A 15,719-nucleotide genomic window follows, 5' to 3' on the forward strand; every position below is an offset into this window, starting at 1 on the left:
GCGAGCGGTACCGGAATAGCGCGGCTCGATACGCCGTTGTGCCGGGCAGGTCCCCAGCGGACCGTGAGGACGACCGCAGACCCGGGCCCCGGAGAGGCAGGAAGCATGAGCACTGTTGAGCTCACCAAGGAAAACTTCGACCAGATCGTGAGCGACAACGACTTCGTTCTGATCGACTTCTGGGCTTCCTGGTGCGGTCCGTGCCGGCAGTTCGCGCCGGTCTTCGAAGCGGCGTCGGAGCGCCACGAGGACCTGGTCTTCGCGAAGGTGGACACCGAGGCACAGCAGGAGCTTGCCGCGGCGTTCGAGATCCGCTCGATCCCGACGCTGATGATCGTCCGCGACAACGTGGCCGTTTTCGCCCAGCCGGGAGCGCTGCCGGAGGCGGCGCTCGAGGACGTGATCGGGCAGGCGCGCAAGCTGGACATGGACGAGGTGCGCAAGTCCATCGAGGACGCGAAGCAGAAGTGAGCCGGCGGTGACACGCCGGTGAGCAGCACCGCGGGGGCGGTACGGGAATCACCCGTACCGCCCCCGCGGCGTCAGCGCTCCAGGACGAGCGCGATGCCCTGGCCGACGCCGATGCAGAGCGCCGCGAGGCCGGTGCCCGAGCCCGCCGCGGCGAGCTGGTGCGCCACCGAGCCGGCGAGCCGCGCTCCGGAGGCCCCGAGCGGGTGGCCGATGGCGATGGCGCCGCCACGGGGGTTGACGATCTCGGGGTCGAGTTCCGGCCACTCGGCGAGGCAGCCGAGAGCCTGGGCGGCGAAGGCCTCGTTCAGCTCGAAGGTCCTCAGATCGGCGAAGGACCGGCCCGCCTTCTCCAGCGCGCGGCGCACCGCCTCGACCGGGCCGAGCCCGAAGAGCTGGGGCTCGATGCCGGTGACGGCGGAGGCGCGGATCCGGGCGAGCGGTTCGCGCCCGGTCTCCCGCAGCCCCTCCTCGTCGACCAGGAGCAGGGCGGCGGCGCCGTCGTTCAGCGGCGAGGCGTTGCCCGCGGTGACCGTCCCCCCGTCGGGACGGAAGGACGGCTTCAGGCGGGCGAGCGCCTCCATCGAGGTGGTGTCGCGGATGCACTCGTCGCGGGCGAGGTCCACGCCGCCGTACGGCACGACCTCACCGTCGTAGAGTCCCTTCGCCCACGCCTCGGCCGCCTTCTGGTGGCTGGCCAGCGCGAAGGCGTCCTGCTGCTCACGCGTGACCCCGTGCTTGTCGGCGACGAGCTCCGCGCCCTCGCCGAGCGCGACCGTCCACTCGGCGGGCATCCGCGGGTTGGTCATCCGCCAGCCCAGCGTCGTGGAGTGCAGCTGCTGATGACCGGCGGGGAAGGCGCGCTCGGGCTTCTGCAGGACCCAGGGGGCGCGGGACATCGACTCGACGCCGCCGGCGATCGCGACGGAGGCGTCGCCGAGCGCGACGGCCCGGGCGGCCTGGATCACGGCCTCGAGCCCGGAGCCGCACAGACGGTTGACGGTGACACCGGGGACGGAGGTGGGGAGCCCCGCGAGGAGGACGGCCATCCGGGCCACGTCACGGTTGTCCTCGCCCGCGCCGTTGGCGTCACCGAGGTAGACGTCGTCGATCCGGGCGGGGTCCAGGGCGGGCGTGCGGTCCACGAGCGCCTTGACCACGTGGGCGGCGAGGTCGTCGGGACGCGCGGAGGAGAGGGCGCCCCCGAACTTGCCGATCGGCGTGCGGACGGCGTCGACGATGTAGACGTCGCGGATGCTCATCGGTTCTCTCCCACAGGACCTGCGATCGAAGACGTTCGCCTGGTGAATTTTCCTTCAGTGACGTGCGCGCCCGAGTCTCCGCCCGACCAGGCGTCCTGTCAACGCTCCGGGGAGCGGGGAGCGGGGGCGGTGGGAAGAGGGGCCGAGAGCGAGGGGCGGGGGCCCGGTCCGCTCAGCCGTCGGCCGGACGACGGATCAGCGCCGTCAGTCCGTAGTTCAGTTCGCGGCCGTCGACGAGCAGCGCCTCGACGGTGCGGGTCTCAGGGTCGATCTCGGCGACGATGCCGTGCCCCTCGTAGCGCGGATAGCCCGACACGCCCTGCCGGCCCGTGGCCTCCACCACCGCGGAACGTACCGCTGTGTCCTCCACGGAGGCGCCGCCACGGTCCTCGACGTGCTCGGGCACCAGCATGATCTCGAAACGCTGCGGAACTCTGCTCATGTCTCGACGCTAAGCGCTCAGCTGGACTCCCGCCGGACGACGCGCGAGGCCAGTAGATCGCGCGCCTCCGGGGCGGACTGCGGGTCGCGCACCACGCTGTCGACGAGCTCGGCCAGGTGCCGGCCGATCACCATGTCGATCCGGACCGTGCTCAGCCGGGGCCGCAACAGCCGCCCGAGCAGCAGATCGTCCGAGCCGACGACCGCCGTCTCCTCGGGGACGGAGATCCCGGCGTCCTGCAAGGCCCGCATCAGCAGCATGGCGTACTCGTCGTTGTACGCGAAGACGGCGTCGAGACCCCGTTCCCGCCAGCCTCCGGCCAGCTCGTTCGCCGACTCCTCCTCGTACCGCAGAGGCAGGGGTACGACCGTGGCGTCGGTCCCCGCCACCGCCTGACGTGCCCCCTCCAGCCGGGGCCCGGCGAACATCTCCAGGCCCGGCTCCTCGGGGACCACCACGCCGATCCTGCGACGGCCGCGCTCGACCAGGTGCTCGACGGCGACCCGGCCCACCCGCCCCTGGTCCATGACCAGGGCGTGCGCACCCTCCACCCGCTGCGACCCGAGGGTGATCACGGCCTTCGCCCCCGAGCGCTTGAGGATCTCCACCCCCTGCGGGGTCAGCTGGACCTGCCCCAGGGAGACCACCGCGACCGGGCGCAGCTCGGCCCAGGCGCGGGCCGCCTCGTCCGCCTCCAGGCCGAGGCTCCCGTACTGCACCACGGTGTAGTCGAGCGCGCGCAGGGCCCACTGGAGTTCGTTGAGGAACTGGCTGTACAGCGGACCGATCGGGACGTGCGCGGTGGGCAGGAGGACCATCCGGCTGTGGCCCGCGCGCAGGCTGCGGGCGGCGGCGTGCGGGACGTACCCGAGCTCCTCGGCCGCCTCCCGGACGCGTCGACGGGTCGGCTCGCTGATCCGCACGGCCGCGGTGTTGTTGAGCACGTACGACACGGTGGCCCGGGACACGCCCGCGAGCCGCGCGACATCGGCGCTGGTCGGGACGGGACGTTCGGCGGACTGTTCGGTTGGCTTCCTCATCGCTCCGGCATCTTTCCAGACCGATCCCGCCCCGGGTCTGGCGGATGGCCTGATTCGAGTGCTACACAGTGCTGAAGCGTGTCACTGACACGTGTCAGTTCGCCAGTTCTCCGAGTCTCCCCCCTCCCCTTCCGCTCCTCGCCCCTGCATCGGGCGATCTTCCCAGGAGGGCAATGTGGCCCTTTCCTCCTCCGAGGCCGGCACCGACACCACAGACGCCGGCTCCCCTTCCGAGACCCGTCCGACCCGCGGGCTGCTGCCCTTGCTGCTCACCGGCAACACGGCGATGTACGCGCTGTACGTCGGCGTCCCGGGCATGCTCCTCGCGCTCCAGATCGAGGACATCGATCCCGCGCACAAGGTGGCCAACTTCGGTCTGGTGTCCGGTGTCTCGGCCATCTTCGCCACCGTCTTCAACCCGGTGGCGGGCGCCCTCTCGGACCGCTCGGGGCGCCGCAACCCGTGGATCCTCGCGGGCGGCCTGCTGGCGATACCCGTCATGTTCCTGCTCGGCAGCGTCCACACGCTCCTGCTGGTCATGATCGCCTGGTGTCTGGGCCAGGCCGTCATGAACATCTACCAGGCCGCCCTCACCTCGGTCGTGCCCGACCGGGTGCCGACCGCCTCGCGCGGCAAGGCCTCGGCGGCCGTCGGGCTCGGCCTGCCCATCGGCTCCGTCATCGGCGCCCTGGTGGGAGCGGCGTTCTCGGAGAACTACCGCACCGGCTACCTCGTCTTCGGCGCGATCGTCGCGGCCGCCGCCGTGCTCTTCACCGCCTGCGCCCCTGAGGAACGGATGCCCGCCAGGACTCCGCTGCCGGTCAAGGCGCAGATCGCCGCCTTCGGCAGCGCGCTCAAGGACCACGACTTCCGCTGGGCGTTCATCGGCCGCGCGCTGCTGGTCCTCGGCTACTTCGCGGTCGCCGGCTTCCAGCTCTACATCCTCAAGGACCATACGGAGCTGCCGGCCGGCCTCGCGGCCGAGGAGGCGGTGGCGATCCTGATGCCTCTCAACGCGGTCGCGATGGTGGTCTCGACCGTGCTCGGCGGCTGGCTCTCCGACCGCTACGACCGCCGCAAGCTCTTCGTCGGCGCCTCCGCCGTGCTCGCCGCCGTCGCCCTGGTCATCCCGGCCGTCTCGACCAGCTGGGCAGCGATGCTCATCTTCTCCGTCGTCAACGGCCTGGGCTTCGGCTGCTACATGGCGGTGGACACCGCACTGGTCACCATGGTCCTGCCGAAGGCCGAGGACGCGGCCCGCGACATGGGGGTGCTCAACGTCGCCAACGCCGGACCGCAGATCGTCGCCCCGTTCGTCGCCTCGTTCATCGTCTCGGCGAGTGGCGGATACACCGCCCTGTTCGTGATCGCGGCCGTACTGTCGGTCCTCGGGGCGCTCGCCGTGCGCCCGATCCGTACCGTGCGCTGAGCGAAGGTACATCCTGTGGTTGCGGCCGTCCCGGGACGGTCCACGGGCCTCCCTCCAGCGCCCCTCATCGAAAGGCTTCACCGTGCGGCTGCACACCACCACATGGGGATCCGGCGACCGGATCGCCCTGCTGATCCACGGGATCATGGGAGACCACCGCACCTGGCGGCTGGTCGGACCGGCCCTGGCCGAGCGCGGCTACCGGGTGATGGCCGTGGACCTGAGGGGCCACGGAGCCAGCGGCCGTGCCGAGGGCCCCGAGGGGTACACCCCCCGGGAGTACGCCGACGACCTCGTCGAAACCCTGCCCGCCGGAGCGGAGTTGGCCGTCGGGCACTCCCTCGGCGCGCTGACCCTTGCGGCCGCGGTGGAGCGGCTCGGGCCGCGCCGGGTCGTCTACTCCGACCCGGCCTGGTACCTGCCGGCCGGGGAGGACGGCTACCGCCCCGAGCTGTTCACCCAGGCCAAGCTCCTCACCCGCGAGCACATCCGGAAGTTCAACCCCCGCTGGGCGGAGGAGGATCTGGACATCGAGATGGAGACGGTCCGGCTCTGGGACGAGCGGACGGCCCACGCTCTGGTGGAGTTCGCCGGCCGGGAGATGTGGCCGGACAAGCCGCTGGTCCCCTCGCTGATCACCCTCGCCGATCCGAGCATGCTGGTCTCCCCGGCGAAGGCCCGGATGCTCCAGGAGCGCGGTTTCGAACTCCGTACGGTCGTCGGCGCGGGGCACACCATCCACCGGGACGATTTCGACGGGTTCATGGCCGCGCTGGAGGGCTGGATCTGACGTACCTTCTGTTCATGGACGACGTCTCGATGGTGGGATTGCTCGGCCGGGTCACCGGCACCGTCGGGCCCGGTCTCGTCGGTGAGGTGATCGTCCGGATCCGGGGCGGGGCCGAGCACTTCCTCGCCTATCCCGCCGCCGGCAAGGACCGGATCGAACCCGGAACGGTCGTGATGGTCGTGGAACATCTCCCTCCACGCACCGTCTATGTCACAGCCGCGTACGACGGCTGACCGACCCATTGAGCGTCCGCCGCCCGGGGGCGCACACTCCCTTCACCGGATCCGCACCGGCTCCGGTGAAGGGGGCTGCCCATGGGCATCGGCATCCTGGCGGGCGGCGCGATCGGCGCCGTCGTCGTACTCATCGCACTGTTCAAACTGATGTGGCGCGTCGCGGAACCCAATGAAGCACTGATCATCTCCGGCTCCCACCACAAGATGGAGGGGCTCGGCGAGGGCATGGGCTTCCGGATCGTCACCGGGCGCGGCACCCTCGTGGTGCCGGGCGTCCAGGCCGTCCGGAAGCTGTCGCTCGATCTGAACGAGACCCAGCTGCAGGTCGAGTGCGTCACCCACCAGGGCATCCCGCTGAAGGTCCGCGGTGTGGTGATCTTCAAGGTGGGTGACGACTTCGTGTCGATCGCCAATGCGGCCCGTCGCTTCCTGGACCAGCAGAAGCTGATGTCGGAGCGGGTGCACATCGTCTTCGCCGGTCATCTGCGCGCCATCGTCGGCGGGTTGACGGTCGAGGACATGATCCGGGACCGGGAGAAGCTGACCGGGCAGGCCCGTTCGGCCTGTGGCACCGAGATGGAGAAGCTCGGTCTGATCGTCGACTCGCTGCAGATCCACGAGATCGAGGACCCGACGGGGTACATCAAGAACCTGGCGGCACCGCACGCCGCGGCCGTCCAGCGCGACGCCCGCATCGCGCAGGCGGAGGCCAACCGGCGCGCCACCGAGGCCGAGCAGCAGGCGGCGGCCCGCATGTCGGAGGCGACCCGGGACAGCGAGATCCTGCAGGCCGGCTACCAGGCCGAGCGGGACCAGGCCTCCGCGAAGGCCCGGCAGGCAGGTCCGCTGGCCGAGGCGGGGGCGCGCCAGGAGGTCGTCGTCCAGGAGACGCGGGTCGCCGAACTGGAGGCGTACCGCAAGGAGCAGCAGCTCCAGGCGGAGGTCCGCAAGCCCGCGGACGCCAAGGCGTACGAGACCCGGACCCGCGCCGACGCCGAGCGCGACGCCCGGATCTCGGCGGCGCAGGCGGACGCCAAGGAGACCGAGCTGGCGAGCGCCGCCCAGGCCACGGCGACCCGGTTGACCGGTGAGGCGGAGGCGGCGGCCCAGCAGGCGAAGGGGCTCGCGATCGCCGAGGCGACCAGGGCCAAGGGTCTCGCGGAGGCGGAGGCGATCAAGGCCCGTGCGGCGGCGCTCGCCGAGAACCAGGAGGCCGTGGTCGCCCAGCAACTGGCCGAGAAGTGGCCGGAGATCGTGGAGGCGGGCGCGTCCGCCTTCGGCAATGTGGACCAGATGGTTCTGCTCAACGGTGCCGACGGCATGGCGGAGATGTTCGCCAAGGCGATGACCATGGGAGGGACGGGGCTCGGTCTGGCCCGTCAGCTGCTGTCGACGATGAATCCGGGGGCGGCCGGCCCGCTGGGCGGGACGCCTTCGGTGAACGGCTCCGCTCCGCCCGCTCCCCGGACGGAGGCGATCGAGGTCGGCGACGGCCGGGAGTAGCGGGCCGTACGCGCGAGGCCGGGCCCGGCGCCGTCACGGTGTCGGGCCCCGGTCACGGGCGCGGGAGGTCAGTTGTGGCCGAACCTGCGTTCCTTCTTGTGCGCGACCTGCTGCACGAGAGGGCGGGGGGTCTCGCCCACGGCCGACGTGCCCGCCTGTTCCTTCGCCGTCACCGTGGTCTTCTGCTCGTGGCCGCCGGAGCGGGCGCCGCGGTTCACCCGGGTCTGTTTCTTGCCCACGATCGTGCCTCCTGTGCGGGATCGGACGCTGGGCCGTCTTCAGCCTCGCACGCGGGCACGAAAGCCGCATGTCAGGCGCGGGACGCCGCATGCCGGGGCGGTCGGGCATCGCGTGTCAGGCCCGGGGCGCCCCCTGGGCGAGGACCGGCCAGATCGCCGGGTCCTCGAAGTTCAGCGCCCACAGGGCGGTGCGGGTGATGCCGTGGCGGCGCAGAACCGGAAGGTGGCCCGCGACGCCGCGGGCGTCCTGGTACCAGACCTCGCGGGTGTGAGCACCCGCCGTGTAGGTGAAGCGGGGGGTGCTGGAGGCGGGGTCGAGCCGGTACGGGACCCGGTGCGCGCGGCGCAGCGCCTCGGCCTCCTTCCAGGTCACGTGGGCGGTCGCGCCGGCGTCGGTGGCGGTGCCGGCGGCGGGCCAGTCCCAGCCGTAGGCGGGCAGGCCGAGCTCGATCCGCTCGGGCGGGATCAGCGCGGTGGCGGTCCGCAGCACCTCGTCGTACCACCGGGGAGTGGAGAGCGGTCCGGGGGTGCCGCCCGCCCAGTGCAGGTTGTATCCCATGATCCGCACCCGGTCGGCGACCTTGCCGAAGGTGGCGTAGTCCCAGATGCGGCCGGTGGTCGCGGTCTTCGGCATGACGGTGACGACGCAGGTCTTGGCGAGGGCGTGCAGGCGGGCGCAGACGTCGGTGACGAGGGCCGCGTATCCGTCCCGTACGGCGGCGTACTCGGCGTTGCCGGTGGTCGCGTGCGATTCGTAGTCCAGGTCGAGCCCGTCGTAGTCGCGGCTGACGGCGGTGGCGAGGAGGGCGTCCGCATGGGCGGCGCGCCGGGCCGGGTCGGTGACGATCGCAGCCAGGGCCCCTGGGCGGAGGGTCTCCATGACGGTGGGTACGACGTCGATGCCGGCGCGGTGCAGGCCGTCGATGACGAGCCGCTCGCCCGCGCCGGGGTGCGGGGCGATCCGGTCGGCGGCCTTCGTCTCGTACCAGAACGGGCTGACGGTATGCAGCTGGTCGGCGTGGCGCAGGGCGTTCAGGTAGGCGGCCTCCTGGTCCCAGTAGGGCAGCCAGGCGGAGACGGTGCGCCGGAGCGGAGGGTCCTCGTGCGGGGCGGCGGGGTGGGCGGCTCCGAGGAGGAGCGTGAGAAGGACGGTCAGGAGTGCGGCGGTGCGGGAGGGTGTCGCGAGGGCCATGGCCCGAGCCTCGTGGACCGGCCCGCTCCACGCTCCGTGGACTGGTCCATCCAGTGCTCCGCCGGTCAGGCCCCGGCGAGGACCTTCTGGAACGCGCCCAGCGTGGTCCGGCCCGCCGCGCGAAGACGATCTCGTCGAAGTGGCCGGCGAACCGGCCCCCGTCCGTGAGCAGGGCCCGGAAGGCGGTCGCGACCTCGGCCGGGTCGTTCTGGAAGACGCCACAGCCCCAGGCCCCGAGGACGAGCCGCCGGTAGCCGCCCGCCACGGCCGTCTCCAGGACCCGTTCGGCGCGGGCGGCGAGCGCCGCGGGGATCCGGCCGGCGAGCTGCGGGGTCTGTCGGCGGACGACGCCCGCGTTGGGGGCGGGCGAGGTGAGGAAACCGACCGTGAACGGCTCGTCCAGGAGCTCGCCCCGGTCGTCGCGGAAGACCGGCACGGCCGGGGAGAGGATCACCCGGTCCGTGTAGAAGGGGTCTCTCTCGGCCCGGTGGTGGGCGTAGTACTCGGGGACGCGCAGCAGGGTGGTGTAGAGGGCGGAGGCCCGGCAGAGGGCCTCTTCCTGGGCCTGGGCGCCGTTGAGATAGCCGCCGCCGGGGTTGCGTGCGGAGGCGAAGTTCAGGGCCGCGACCGGGTTCGGGTCGGCCCGCAGGAGCCTGCGGGCGGCGACGAGGCTGCTCTCGTCGGTGACCTCGACGGCGGTGGTGCGGTCGGTGTCCGGGGTCACGGGGACGGGTTCGGGGCCGTGGAGCCTGGTTCCCTCCAGCGCCGCGGTCAGCTCCGCCTCGATGGACACCGTCCGGCCGCCGGGCACGCGGTAGCGGCCCGCCTCGACGATCTCCTCGGTCTGCTTCGCGATGGCCCGCAGTCGTGCGCTCATGCCCGCCAGCTTGATCGACTTCGTCGCCCCGGGGCAACGGGATATTCACCGTGGGGCCCGAGGGGCGGTCTTGCACGGCCGTCGGAGGTGGCTTTAGGTGGTAGCAGCGCCTTCCAGAACTGGAGGAACCCGATGTCGTCGAGCGGCATACCGCCGAGCGGCCCACCCCTCACCGAGGACGAGGCCGAGGACCTGCTGCGATGTATCTGCTTCAAGACGGGCCCGCCCCGCACGGTCGGGGTGGAGGTGGAATGGCTCGTCCACGAGCTGCGTGACCCGCGGCTTCCCGTCCCGCCGCACCGGCTGGCCTCGGCCGTCGACACCGTACGTGCCCTGCCGCTGGCCTCGGCCCTGACCTTCGAACCCGGCGGGCAGCTTGAGCTCAGCTCGCCGCCCGCCGCTTCCCTGATGGAATGCGTCGACACCGTCGCGGCCGATCTCCGCGCCGTACGGGACGCCCTCGGCCGGATCGGCCTCCTCCTGAGCGGTTACGGGGTCGACCCCTGGCAGGCACCGCGCGAACGGGTGTTGCACGAGCCCCGGTACGACGCGATGGAGGCCTCGCTCGACCGGACGGGACCCGCCGGCCGGGCCATGATGCGCGACTCGGCCTCGGTACAGATCTGTCTGGACGCCGGGCACGAGGAGCCGGGTCCGCTCGGCTACCACCGGCGCTGGCAGCTGGCCCATCTGCTGGGCGCGGTCCTGGTGGCCGCGTTCGCCAACTCCCCCGTCCACGGCGGCCGTCGCACCGGCTGGCGTTCGACCCGGCAGGCGCTGTGGACCGATCTCGACCCGGCACGGGCGCTCGCACCGGCGGCGGACCGCGAGCCGCGTGCCGCCTGGGCGGCGCACGTGCTCGACGCACCGGTGATGTGCGTACGCGGCGACGAGGCGCCGTGGGTCGTACCGGAGGGGCTGACGTTCCGGAAGTGGCTGCGCACCCGGCGGCCCCGGCCCGCCCATGAGGACGATCTGCGCTACCACCTGACGACCCTGTTCCCGCCGGTGCGGCCGCGCGGGCATCTGGAGCTGAGGATGATCGACGCACAACCGGGAGCCGACGGCTGGATCGTGCCGGTGGCCGTGACCACCGCGCTCTTCGAGGACCAGGAGGCCGCCGAGCGCGTGTACCGGGCCGTGAAACCCCTTGCCGAACGGTCCGGTTCGCAGGCGCCGCCCCGCAATCCGCTCTGGCGGTCCGCGGCCCGCGACGCGCTCACGGACCCCGATCTGCACGCCGCCGCCCTGGTGGCGTTCCCGGCCGCCCTGGAGGCGCTGCCCCGGATCGGGGCGAGCGACGCCGTCCTCGGGGCGGTGGCCGCCTTCCACGAGCGGTATGTGATCCCCGGCGGCTGCCCGGCGGACGAACTCCAGGAGGTGGCGTCATGACCGTGACCGATCCCACGACCCTGCGGCAGCGGGCGCTGGCCGCGCTCACCACCGCGCGCGAGCGGACCGCCCTGCTCACCTCCTGCGTCGAGGACGACGAACTCACCGCCCAACACTCACCGTTGATGTCTCCGCTGGTGTGGGACCTGGCGCACATCGGCAACCAGGAGGAGCAGTGGCTGTGGCGGGCCGTCGCCGGCCGTGACGCCCTGCGCCCGGAGATCGACTCGATCTACGACGCCTTCGAGCATCCCCGCGCCGCCCGCCCGACCCTGCCGCTGCTGCCGCCGGCCGAGGCCCGCGCCTACGCGTCCGACGTACGGGGCCGGGTGCTCGACGTGCTGGAGCGGACGCCGCTGGAGGGCCGCCCGCTCGTCGAGGCCGCCTTCGTGTTCGGCATGATCGCCCAGCACGAACAGCAGCACGACGAGACCATGCTGATCACCCATCAGCTCCGCAAGGGCCCGGCCGCGCTGACCGCTCCCCCGCCCCCGACGACGCCGACCGGCCCTCTCCCCGGCGAAGTCCTCGTCCCCGGCGGCCCGTTCGTCATGGGAACCTCCGACGAGGCCTGGGCGCTGGACAACGAGCGCCCGGCGCACACACGGGTCGTCCCCGCGTTCTTCATCGACACCGTGCCCGTCACCAACGGCGCCTACATGGCCTTCGTCGCGGACGGCGGCTACACGGACGAGCGTTGGTGGCAGGCGGAGGGCTGGGCGCAGATCCGGCAGCACGGGATCGGCGCGCCGCTGTTCTGGCACCGCTCGGGCGGCCAGTGGCTGCGCCGCCGGTTCGGGGTGACGGAACCGGTGCCCGAGGACGAGCCCGTCGTGCATGTGAGCTGGTACGAGGCGGACGCCTACGCCCGCTGGGCCGGACGCAGGCTCCCCACGGAGGCCGAGTGGGAGAAGGCCGCCCGCCACGATCCCGCGACCGGGCGCTCCCGCCGCTATCCGTGGGGCGACGCGGATCCCGCACCCGCCCACGCCAACCTCGGCCAGCGGCATCTGCGGCCGGCCCCGGCCGGAAGCTATCCGCAGGGCGCCTCGCCGCTCGGCGTACGGCAGTTGATCGGGGACGTGTGGGAGTGGACGTCCAGCGACTTCCTGCCGTACCCCGGGTTCACGGCCTTCCCGTACAAGGAGTACTCGGAGGTCTTCTTCGGTCCGGCCCACAAGGTGCTGCGCGGCGGGTCGTTCGCCGTGGACGCGGTGGCCTGCCGCGGCACGTTCCGCAACTGGGACCTGCCGGTGCGCCGCCAGATCTTCTCCGGTTTCCGGACCGCGCGGAACGCGGAGCCGGTCTGATGTGCCGGCATGTGGCCTACATCGGCGAACCGGTGACCGTCGGGGAGTTGGTGCTCCGGCCGGAGCACGCGCTGCTGCGGCAGGCGTGGGAGCCTCGCACGCAGGTCAGCGGCGTGGTCAACGCGGACGGGTTCGGGGTGGGCTGGTACGCCGAGGGCGACCCGGTCCCGGCGCGCTACCGCCGGGCCGTCCCGATCTGGGCCGACCCCTCGCTGACCGATCTGGCGCGGGTGGTGCGCACCCGCGCCCTGCTCGCCGCCGTCCGCGGCGCCACGCTGCCCGGTGCCGACGGGGAGGCCGCGGCGGCCCCGTTGTCCGCCGGGCCGTGGCTCTTCAGCCACAACGGCGCCGTCGGCGGCTGGCCGGACTCGATGGCCACCCTGGCCTCGGTGCTGCCGGCCGAGGAATGGCTGCGGCTGGAGGCAAGGACGGACTCGGCCCTGGTGTGGGCGCTGGTGCTGCACCGGCTGCGGGCCGGGGACACACCCGGACGGGCGCTCACCGACACCGTGCGGGAGGCCGCCGGTGCGGCCCCCGCCTCCCGGCTGAACCTGCTCCTCACCGACGGCTCGACGATCACCGCGACGGCGTGGGGGAACAGCCTCTGGTACCTGACGGGACCCGACCTCAGCGGCGCTCCGCGCACGGTCGTGGCCTCCGAGCCGTACGACGACGATCCGCTCTGGCGCGAGGTGCCGGACCGCACTCTGCTGTCCGCCACCCGCTCCGACGTCACCCTGACCCCGCTCAAGGAGCCCTCTGCGTGAGCCCCTTCCAGCTGACCCGCACCCTGCCCGAGGACGCCACCGACGCCGATCTGCGCGCCGATGTGGTCCACGGTCTGACCCGTACGCCCAAGGAGCTGCCGCCGAAGTGGTTCTACGACGCGCGCGGCAGTGAACTGTTCGAGGAGATCACCCGGCTCCCCGAGTACTACCCGACGCGCGCCGAACGGGAGATCCTGATCGACCGGGCACCCGACATCGCCGCGGCCGTCGGGGCCCGCACCCTCGTGGAGCTGGGGTCCGGCTCCTCGGAGAAGACCCGGTTCCTGATCGACGCCCTGTTGCCGGTCCTCGACAGCTATGTGCCGGTGGACGTGAGCGAGACGGCGCTGACCGGGGCGGCCGAGTCGCTCCTCGCGGAGCGGCCCTCGCTCCACATCCACGCGCTGGTCGCCGACTTCACCCGGGGGCTCGCGCTGCCCGGCACGCCGGGGCCGCGTCTGGTGGCGTTCCTGGGCGGCACCATCGGCAATCTGCTGCCCGGTGAGCGCCGGGTGTTCCTGCGCTCGGTACGGGCGATGCTGGCGCCGGGTGACGCGCTGCTGCTCGGCACGGACCTGGTGAAGGACGAGGCGACGCTGGTCGCCGCGTACGACGACGACGCCGGGGTGACGGCCGAGTTCAACAAGAACGTGCTGGCGGTGATCGCGCGTGAGCTGGGCGCGGACGTACGTCCCGAGGACTTCGACCATGTGGCGCTGTGGGACCGGGAGCGGGAGTGGATCGAGATGCGGCTGCGGGCCCGTCACGCGCTCACCGTGAAGATCCCGGAGCTGGATCTGGTGGTTCCCTTCGAGGCGGGCGAGGAGGTACGGACGGAGGTGTCGGCGAAGTTCCGTCAGGCGGGCGTGCGGGACGAGCTGGCGACGGCGGGTCTTGAGCTGACCCACTGGTGGACGGACGAGGAAGGGCGCTTCGCGCTGTCGCTGGCGACGGCGCGCTGAGCCGCCAGGGCGAGGGAGCGGCGGTCCGGATACCGGCCGGTGGAGATCGGATCCAGTATCCGGACCTCGGCGGTCAGTCCGCCGGCCGTCGCGATCCGCCACAGGGAGGCGCCGAGCGGGTCGTCGCCCACGAAGGCGGCGGGTCCGCCGGGCCGGTACTCCAGTCGTACGGGCTGCACGGCGACGGAGGAGTCGAGGGCGGCCTGGAAGGCGGCCGGGCGGAACGCGCCGCCGGCCCGGCCGCACCAGGTGGAGCCCTCGGGGAAGACGATCAGACGGCCGCCGCCGGCGAGGGTGCGGGTCATCGTACGGACGGTGCCGGGCAGGGCCCGCAGCCGGTCGCGGTCGATGAAGAGGGTGCCGCCCAGGGCCGCGAGGGCTCCCAGGACGGGCCAGGTCCGTACTTCGCGCTTGGCGAGCATCCGGCCGGGCAGCACGGCGGCGAGGAGCGGGATGTCGAGCCACGAGATGTGGTTGGCCACGATCAGGAGGGGGCCGCGGGCCGGGGCGTCGGCGTCCGTGATCCTCACACGGACGCCGAAGGCCCGGACCACGGCCCGGCACCAGTGCCGTACGAGGGCGTGCCTGACGGCGGTCGGCAGCGGCGCCGTCAGGGGTGCGCACACCACCCCGGCGAGGACGAGGCCGACGCCGGCGGCCAGCCGGGAGACGGCGAGGAGGGTGCGGACGGTGGCGCAGCCGGGGCCGGGGTGTGCGGCGCACCGGCCCGGGGTGCAGGGCGCCGTGGGCAGCCACGGCGAGACGGACGGCGACGGGGCCGATGCCGTGTTCACCGCGCCGGCGCGAGGGAGAGGAAGTGGCGCAGGTAGCGGGGGTCGATGTCGCGCAGCGAGAGCAGGACGTAGAGGTCGGCGACCCCGAAGTCCACGTCGTGGGCGGGCGCTCCGCAGACCCGGGCGCCGAGCCGCAGGTAACCGCGCAGCAGCGGGGGGAGCTCGGTGCGAGCCGCGGGGCGGGAGGTGCCGCTGGGGGTCCAGAGCCTGTGCGGGGTGACCCAGTACTCCTCGGGGGCGAGGTGCTTGGTCCTGACGGTGTCCCAGGTGGCGGCGGCGAGCGTGCCGCCGTCGGCGAGCGGTATCGAGCAGCAGCCGGCCAGCCAGTTGTGGCCGGTGGTGGTCATGTAGCGGGCGAGTCCGGCCCAGATGAGGGCGATGACGGCGCCGTTGCGGTGGGCGGGGTGGACGCAGGAGCGGCCGACCTCGACGAGGTCGTCGCGGAGGGGGTCGAGCCGGCCGAGGTCGAACTCGCTCTCGGAGTAGAGACGTCCGGCGATCCGGGCGCGCTCGGGCGGCAGCACCCGGTAGGTGCCGACGACTTCGCCGGTGGCCTCCTCGCGTACCAGCAGGTGGTCGCAGTACGCGTCGAAGGCGTCGATGTCCAGGCCGGGCTCGGGGCCGTCGAGACGGGCGCCCATCTCGCCCGCGAAGACCTGGTGGCGCAGCCGCTGGGCGGCGCGGACGTCGTCCTGGTCACGGGCGAGGCCGACGACGTAGCGGGGCTGCGGATCGACGGCCGGTGCGGCCGGGGCGAGGGGGGCGACCGGGGCGACGGGGGCGACCGCGGGAACCCCGCCTGGCACCCCGGCCTGAACCGGAAGGCCGGCGGGGACGGGGACAGCGGGTGCGACGGCGACTGCGGGCAACGGTGCGGGCATGTCGGGCTCCTCCGGTGCACGAGAGGGGGACGGTGAGGGCCGGACCGCGTGAGCGGTGGTCCGGCTCCTTACTTCTTCCGTGACCGACTGGATTCGACATGACCGTTCGGCGGATCGCGGGTGTGGATGCGCTGA

Annotated in this window: 16 protein-coding genes and 1 pseudogene; 9 read left to right on the plus strand and 8 right to left on the minus strand. The window is 72.8% G+C overall.

The genetic code is table 11. The annotated features are described in order from the left end of the window. Window positions 1–105 precede the first annotated feature (105 nt). Window positions 106–471 (plus strand): thioredoxin, encoded by a 366-nt coding sequence (trxA, locus tag J7E93_RS27495; RefSeq protein ID WP_215072657.1) that lies wholly within the window; start codon window positions 106–108, stop codon window positions 469–471. 71 nt (window positions 472–542) lie between these two features. Here the strand turns inward: trxA and J7E93_RS27500 are convergent, their stop codons facing one another. From J7E93_RS27500 to J7E93_RS27510, 3 genes are all read right to left on the minus strand, one after another. Further along, window positions 543–1,730 (minus strand): thiolase family protein, encoded by a 1,188-nt coding sequence (locus tag J7E93_RS27500; protein WP_215072658.1) that lies wholly within the window; start codon window positions 1,728–1,730, stop codon window positions 543–545. Window positions 1,731–1,902: 172 nt separating this feature from the next. Then, entirely contained in the window at window positions 1,903–2,172 is a 270-nt protein-coding gene (locus tag J7E93_RS27505) for a hypothetical protein (RefSeq protein WP_215072659.1), read from the minus strand. 17 nt (window positions 2,173–2,189) lie between these two features. Next, window positions 2,190–3,212, minus strand: a complete 1,023-nt coding sequence (locus tag J7E93_RS27510; RefSeq protein WP_215072660.1) for a LacI family DNA-binding transcriptional regulator — start codon at window positions 3,210–3,212, stop codon at window positions 2,190–2,192. 175 nt (window positions 3,213–3,387) lie between these two features. Here J7E93_RS27510 and J7E93_RS27515 point away from each other — a divergent pair, with 175 nt between their 5' ends. The 4 genes from J7E93_RS27515 to J7E93_RS27530 all read left to right on the plus strand — a co-directional run bounded on the left by J7E93_RS27515 (window position 3,388) and on the right by J7E93_RS27530 (window position 7,170). Further along, window positions 3,388–4,641: an MFS transporter gene (locus J7E93_RS27515; protein ID WP_215072661.1), complete on the plus strand. Its 1,254-nt coding sequence runs from the start codon at window positions 3,388–3,390 to the stop codon at window positions 4,639–4,641. Window positions 4,642–4,723: 82 nt separating this feature from the next. Continuing rightward, complete coding sequence (locus J7E93_RS27520) at window positions 4,724–5,431, plus strand: alpha/beta fold hydrolase (RefSeq protein WP_215072662.1); 708 nt, start codon at window positions 4,724–4,726, stop codon at window positions 5,429–5,431. Between the two features lie 8 nt (window positions 5,432–5,439). Continuing rightward, window positions 5,440–5,664: a hypothetical protein gene (locus tag J7E93_RS27525; RefSeq protein ID WP_374105441.1), complete on the plus strand. Its 225-nt coding sequence runs from the start codon at window positions 5,440–5,442 to the stop codon at window positions 5,662–5,664. An 81-nt stretch (window positions 5,665–5,745) separates the two neighbouring features. Continuing rightward, window positions 5,746–7,170 carry a flotillin family protein gene (locus J7E93_RS27530; protein WP_215072664.1) on the plus strand — a complete coding sequence of 475 codons (1,425 nt, stop codon included), beginning with the start codon at window positions 5,746–5,748 and terminating at the stop codon, window positions 7,168–7,170. A gap of 68 nt (window positions 7,171–7,238) precedes the next feature. On the opposite strand, the gene J7E93_RS27535 is transcribed toward J7E93_RS27530, so the two are convergent. The 3 genes and pseudogenes from J7E93_RS27535 to J7E93_RS27545 all read right to left on the minus strand — a co-directional run. Beyond that, window positions 7,239–7,409 (minus strand): hypothetical protein, encoded by a 171-nt coding sequence (locus J7E93_RS27535; protein ID WP_215072665.1) that lies wholly within the window; start codon window positions 7,407–7,409, stop codon window positions 7,239–7,241. Between the two features lie 115 nt (window positions 7,410–7,524). After that, a complete protein-coding gene (locus J7E93_RS27540; RefSeq protein ID WP_215072666.1) occupies window positions 7,525–8,601 on the minus strand; it encodes a glycosyl hydrolase family 18 protein in 1,077 nt (358 codons plus the stop codon). A gap of 118 nt (window positions 8,602–8,719) precedes the next feature. After that, window positions 8,720–9,478, minus strand: a pseudogene (locus J7E93_RS27545) (TIGR02452 family protein); the annotation flags it as partial. 132 nt (window positions 9,479–9,610) lie between these two features. Between J7E93_RS27545 and egtA the strand changes: the two are divergent. Genes egtA through egtD form a run of 4 tightly spaced genes read left to right on the plus strand, consistent with a single transcriptional unit; the run spans window position 9,611 to window position 13,909 of the window. After that, window positions 9,611–10,870, plus strand: a complete 1,260-nt coding sequence (gene egtA, locus J7E93_RS27550) for an ergothioneine biosynthesis glutamate--cysteine ligase EgtA (RefSeq protein ID WP_215072667.1) — start codon at window positions 9,611–9,613, stop codon at window positions 10,868–10,870. Next, a complete protein-coding gene (gene egtB / locus J7E93_RS27555) occupies window positions 10,867–12,180 on the plus strand; it encodes an ergothioneine biosynthesis protein EgtB (protein WP_215072668.1) in 1,314 nt (437 codons plus the stop codon). The genes egtA and egtB overlap by 4 nt, the downstream gene beginning before the upstream one ends. Beyond that, complete coding sequence (gene egtC, locus J7E93_RS27560; protein WP_215072669.1) at window positions 12,180–12,947, plus strand: ergothioneine biosynthesis protein EgtC; 768 nt, start codon at window positions 12,180–12,182, stop codon at window positions 12,945–12,947. Before egtB ends, egtC begins: the two co-directional genes overlap by 1 nt. Then, window positions 12,944–13,909: an L-histidine N(alpha)-methyltransferase gene (egtD, locus tag J7E93_RS27565; protein WP_215072670.1), complete on the plus strand. Its 966-nt coding sequence runs from the start codon at window positions 12,944–12,946 to the stop codon at window positions 13,907–13,909. The genes egtC and egtD overlap by 4 nt, the downstream gene beginning before the upstream one ends. Here egtD and J7E93_RS27570 read toward each other — a convergent pair. Continuing rightward, the gene (locus J7E93_RS27570; protein WP_215072671.1) at window positions 13,804–14,703 is read right to left on the minus strand and encodes a 1-acyl-sn-glycerol-3-phosphate acyltransferase; all 900 of its coding nucleotides are present in this window, start codon (window positions 14,701–14,703) and stop codon (window positions 13,804–13,806) included. The genes egtD and J7E93_RS27570 overlap by 106 nt on opposite strands. Beyond that, on the minus strand, window positions 14,700–15,584 hold the full coding sequence (locus J7E93_RS27575) for a GNAT family N-acetyltransferase (RefSeq protein WP_215072672.1): 885 nt from the start codon (window positions 15,582–15,584) through the stop codon (window positions 14,700–14,702). The genes J7E93_RS27570 and J7E93_RS27575 overlap by 4 nt, the downstream gene beginning before the upstream one ends. Window positions 15,585–15,719: the final 135 nt, after the last annotated feature.

The sequence above is a fragment of the Streptomyces sp. ISL-36 genome (assembly GCF_018614205.1).
Lineage (GTDB): Bacteria > Actinomycetota > Actinomycetes > Streptomycetales > Streptomycetaceae > Streptomyces.

Bases quoted from the DNA above. Each gene is read 5' to 3' on its own strand.
- J7E93_RS27505 (WP_215072659.1), bottom strand. From the start codon at position 2,172: ATGAGCAGAGTTCCGCAGCGTTTCGAGATCATGCTGGTGCCCGAGCAC.
- egtC (WP_215072669.1), top strand. From the start codon at position 12,180: ATGTGCCGGCATGTGGCCTACATCGGCGAACCGGTGACCGTCGGGGAG.
- egtB (WP_215072668.1), top strand. From the start codon at position 10,867: ATGACCGTGACCGATCCCACGACCCTGCGGCAGCGGGCGCTGGCCGCG.
- J7E93_RS27510 (WP_215072660.1), bottom strand. From the start codon at position 3,212: ATGAGGAAGCCAACCGAACAGTCCGCCGAACGTCCCGTCCCGACCAGC.
- egtA (WP_215072667.1), top strand. From the start codon at position 9,611: ATGTCGTCGAGCGGCATACCGCCGAGCGGCCCACCCCTCACCGAGGAC.
- trxA (WP_215072657.1), top strand. From the start codon at position 106: ATGAGCACTGTTGAGCTCACCAAGGAAAACTTCGACCAGATCGTGAGC.
- J7E93_RS27500 (WP_215072658.1), bottom strand. From the start codon at position 1,730: ATGAGCATCCGCGACGTCTACATCGTCGACGCCGTCCGCACGCCGATC.
- J7E93_RS27540 (WP_215072666.1), bottom strand. From the start codon at position 8,601: ATGGCCCTCGCGACACCCTCCCGCACCGCCGCACTCCTGACCGTCCTT.
- J7E93_RS27530 (WP_215072664.1), top strand. From the start codon at position 5,746: ATGGGCATCGGCATCCTGGCGGGCGGCGCGATCGGCGCCGTCGTCGTA.
- J7E93_RS27575 (WP_215072672.1), bottom strand. From the start codon at position 15,584: ATGCCCGCACCGTTGCCCGCAGTCGCCGTCGCACCCGCTGTCCCCGTC.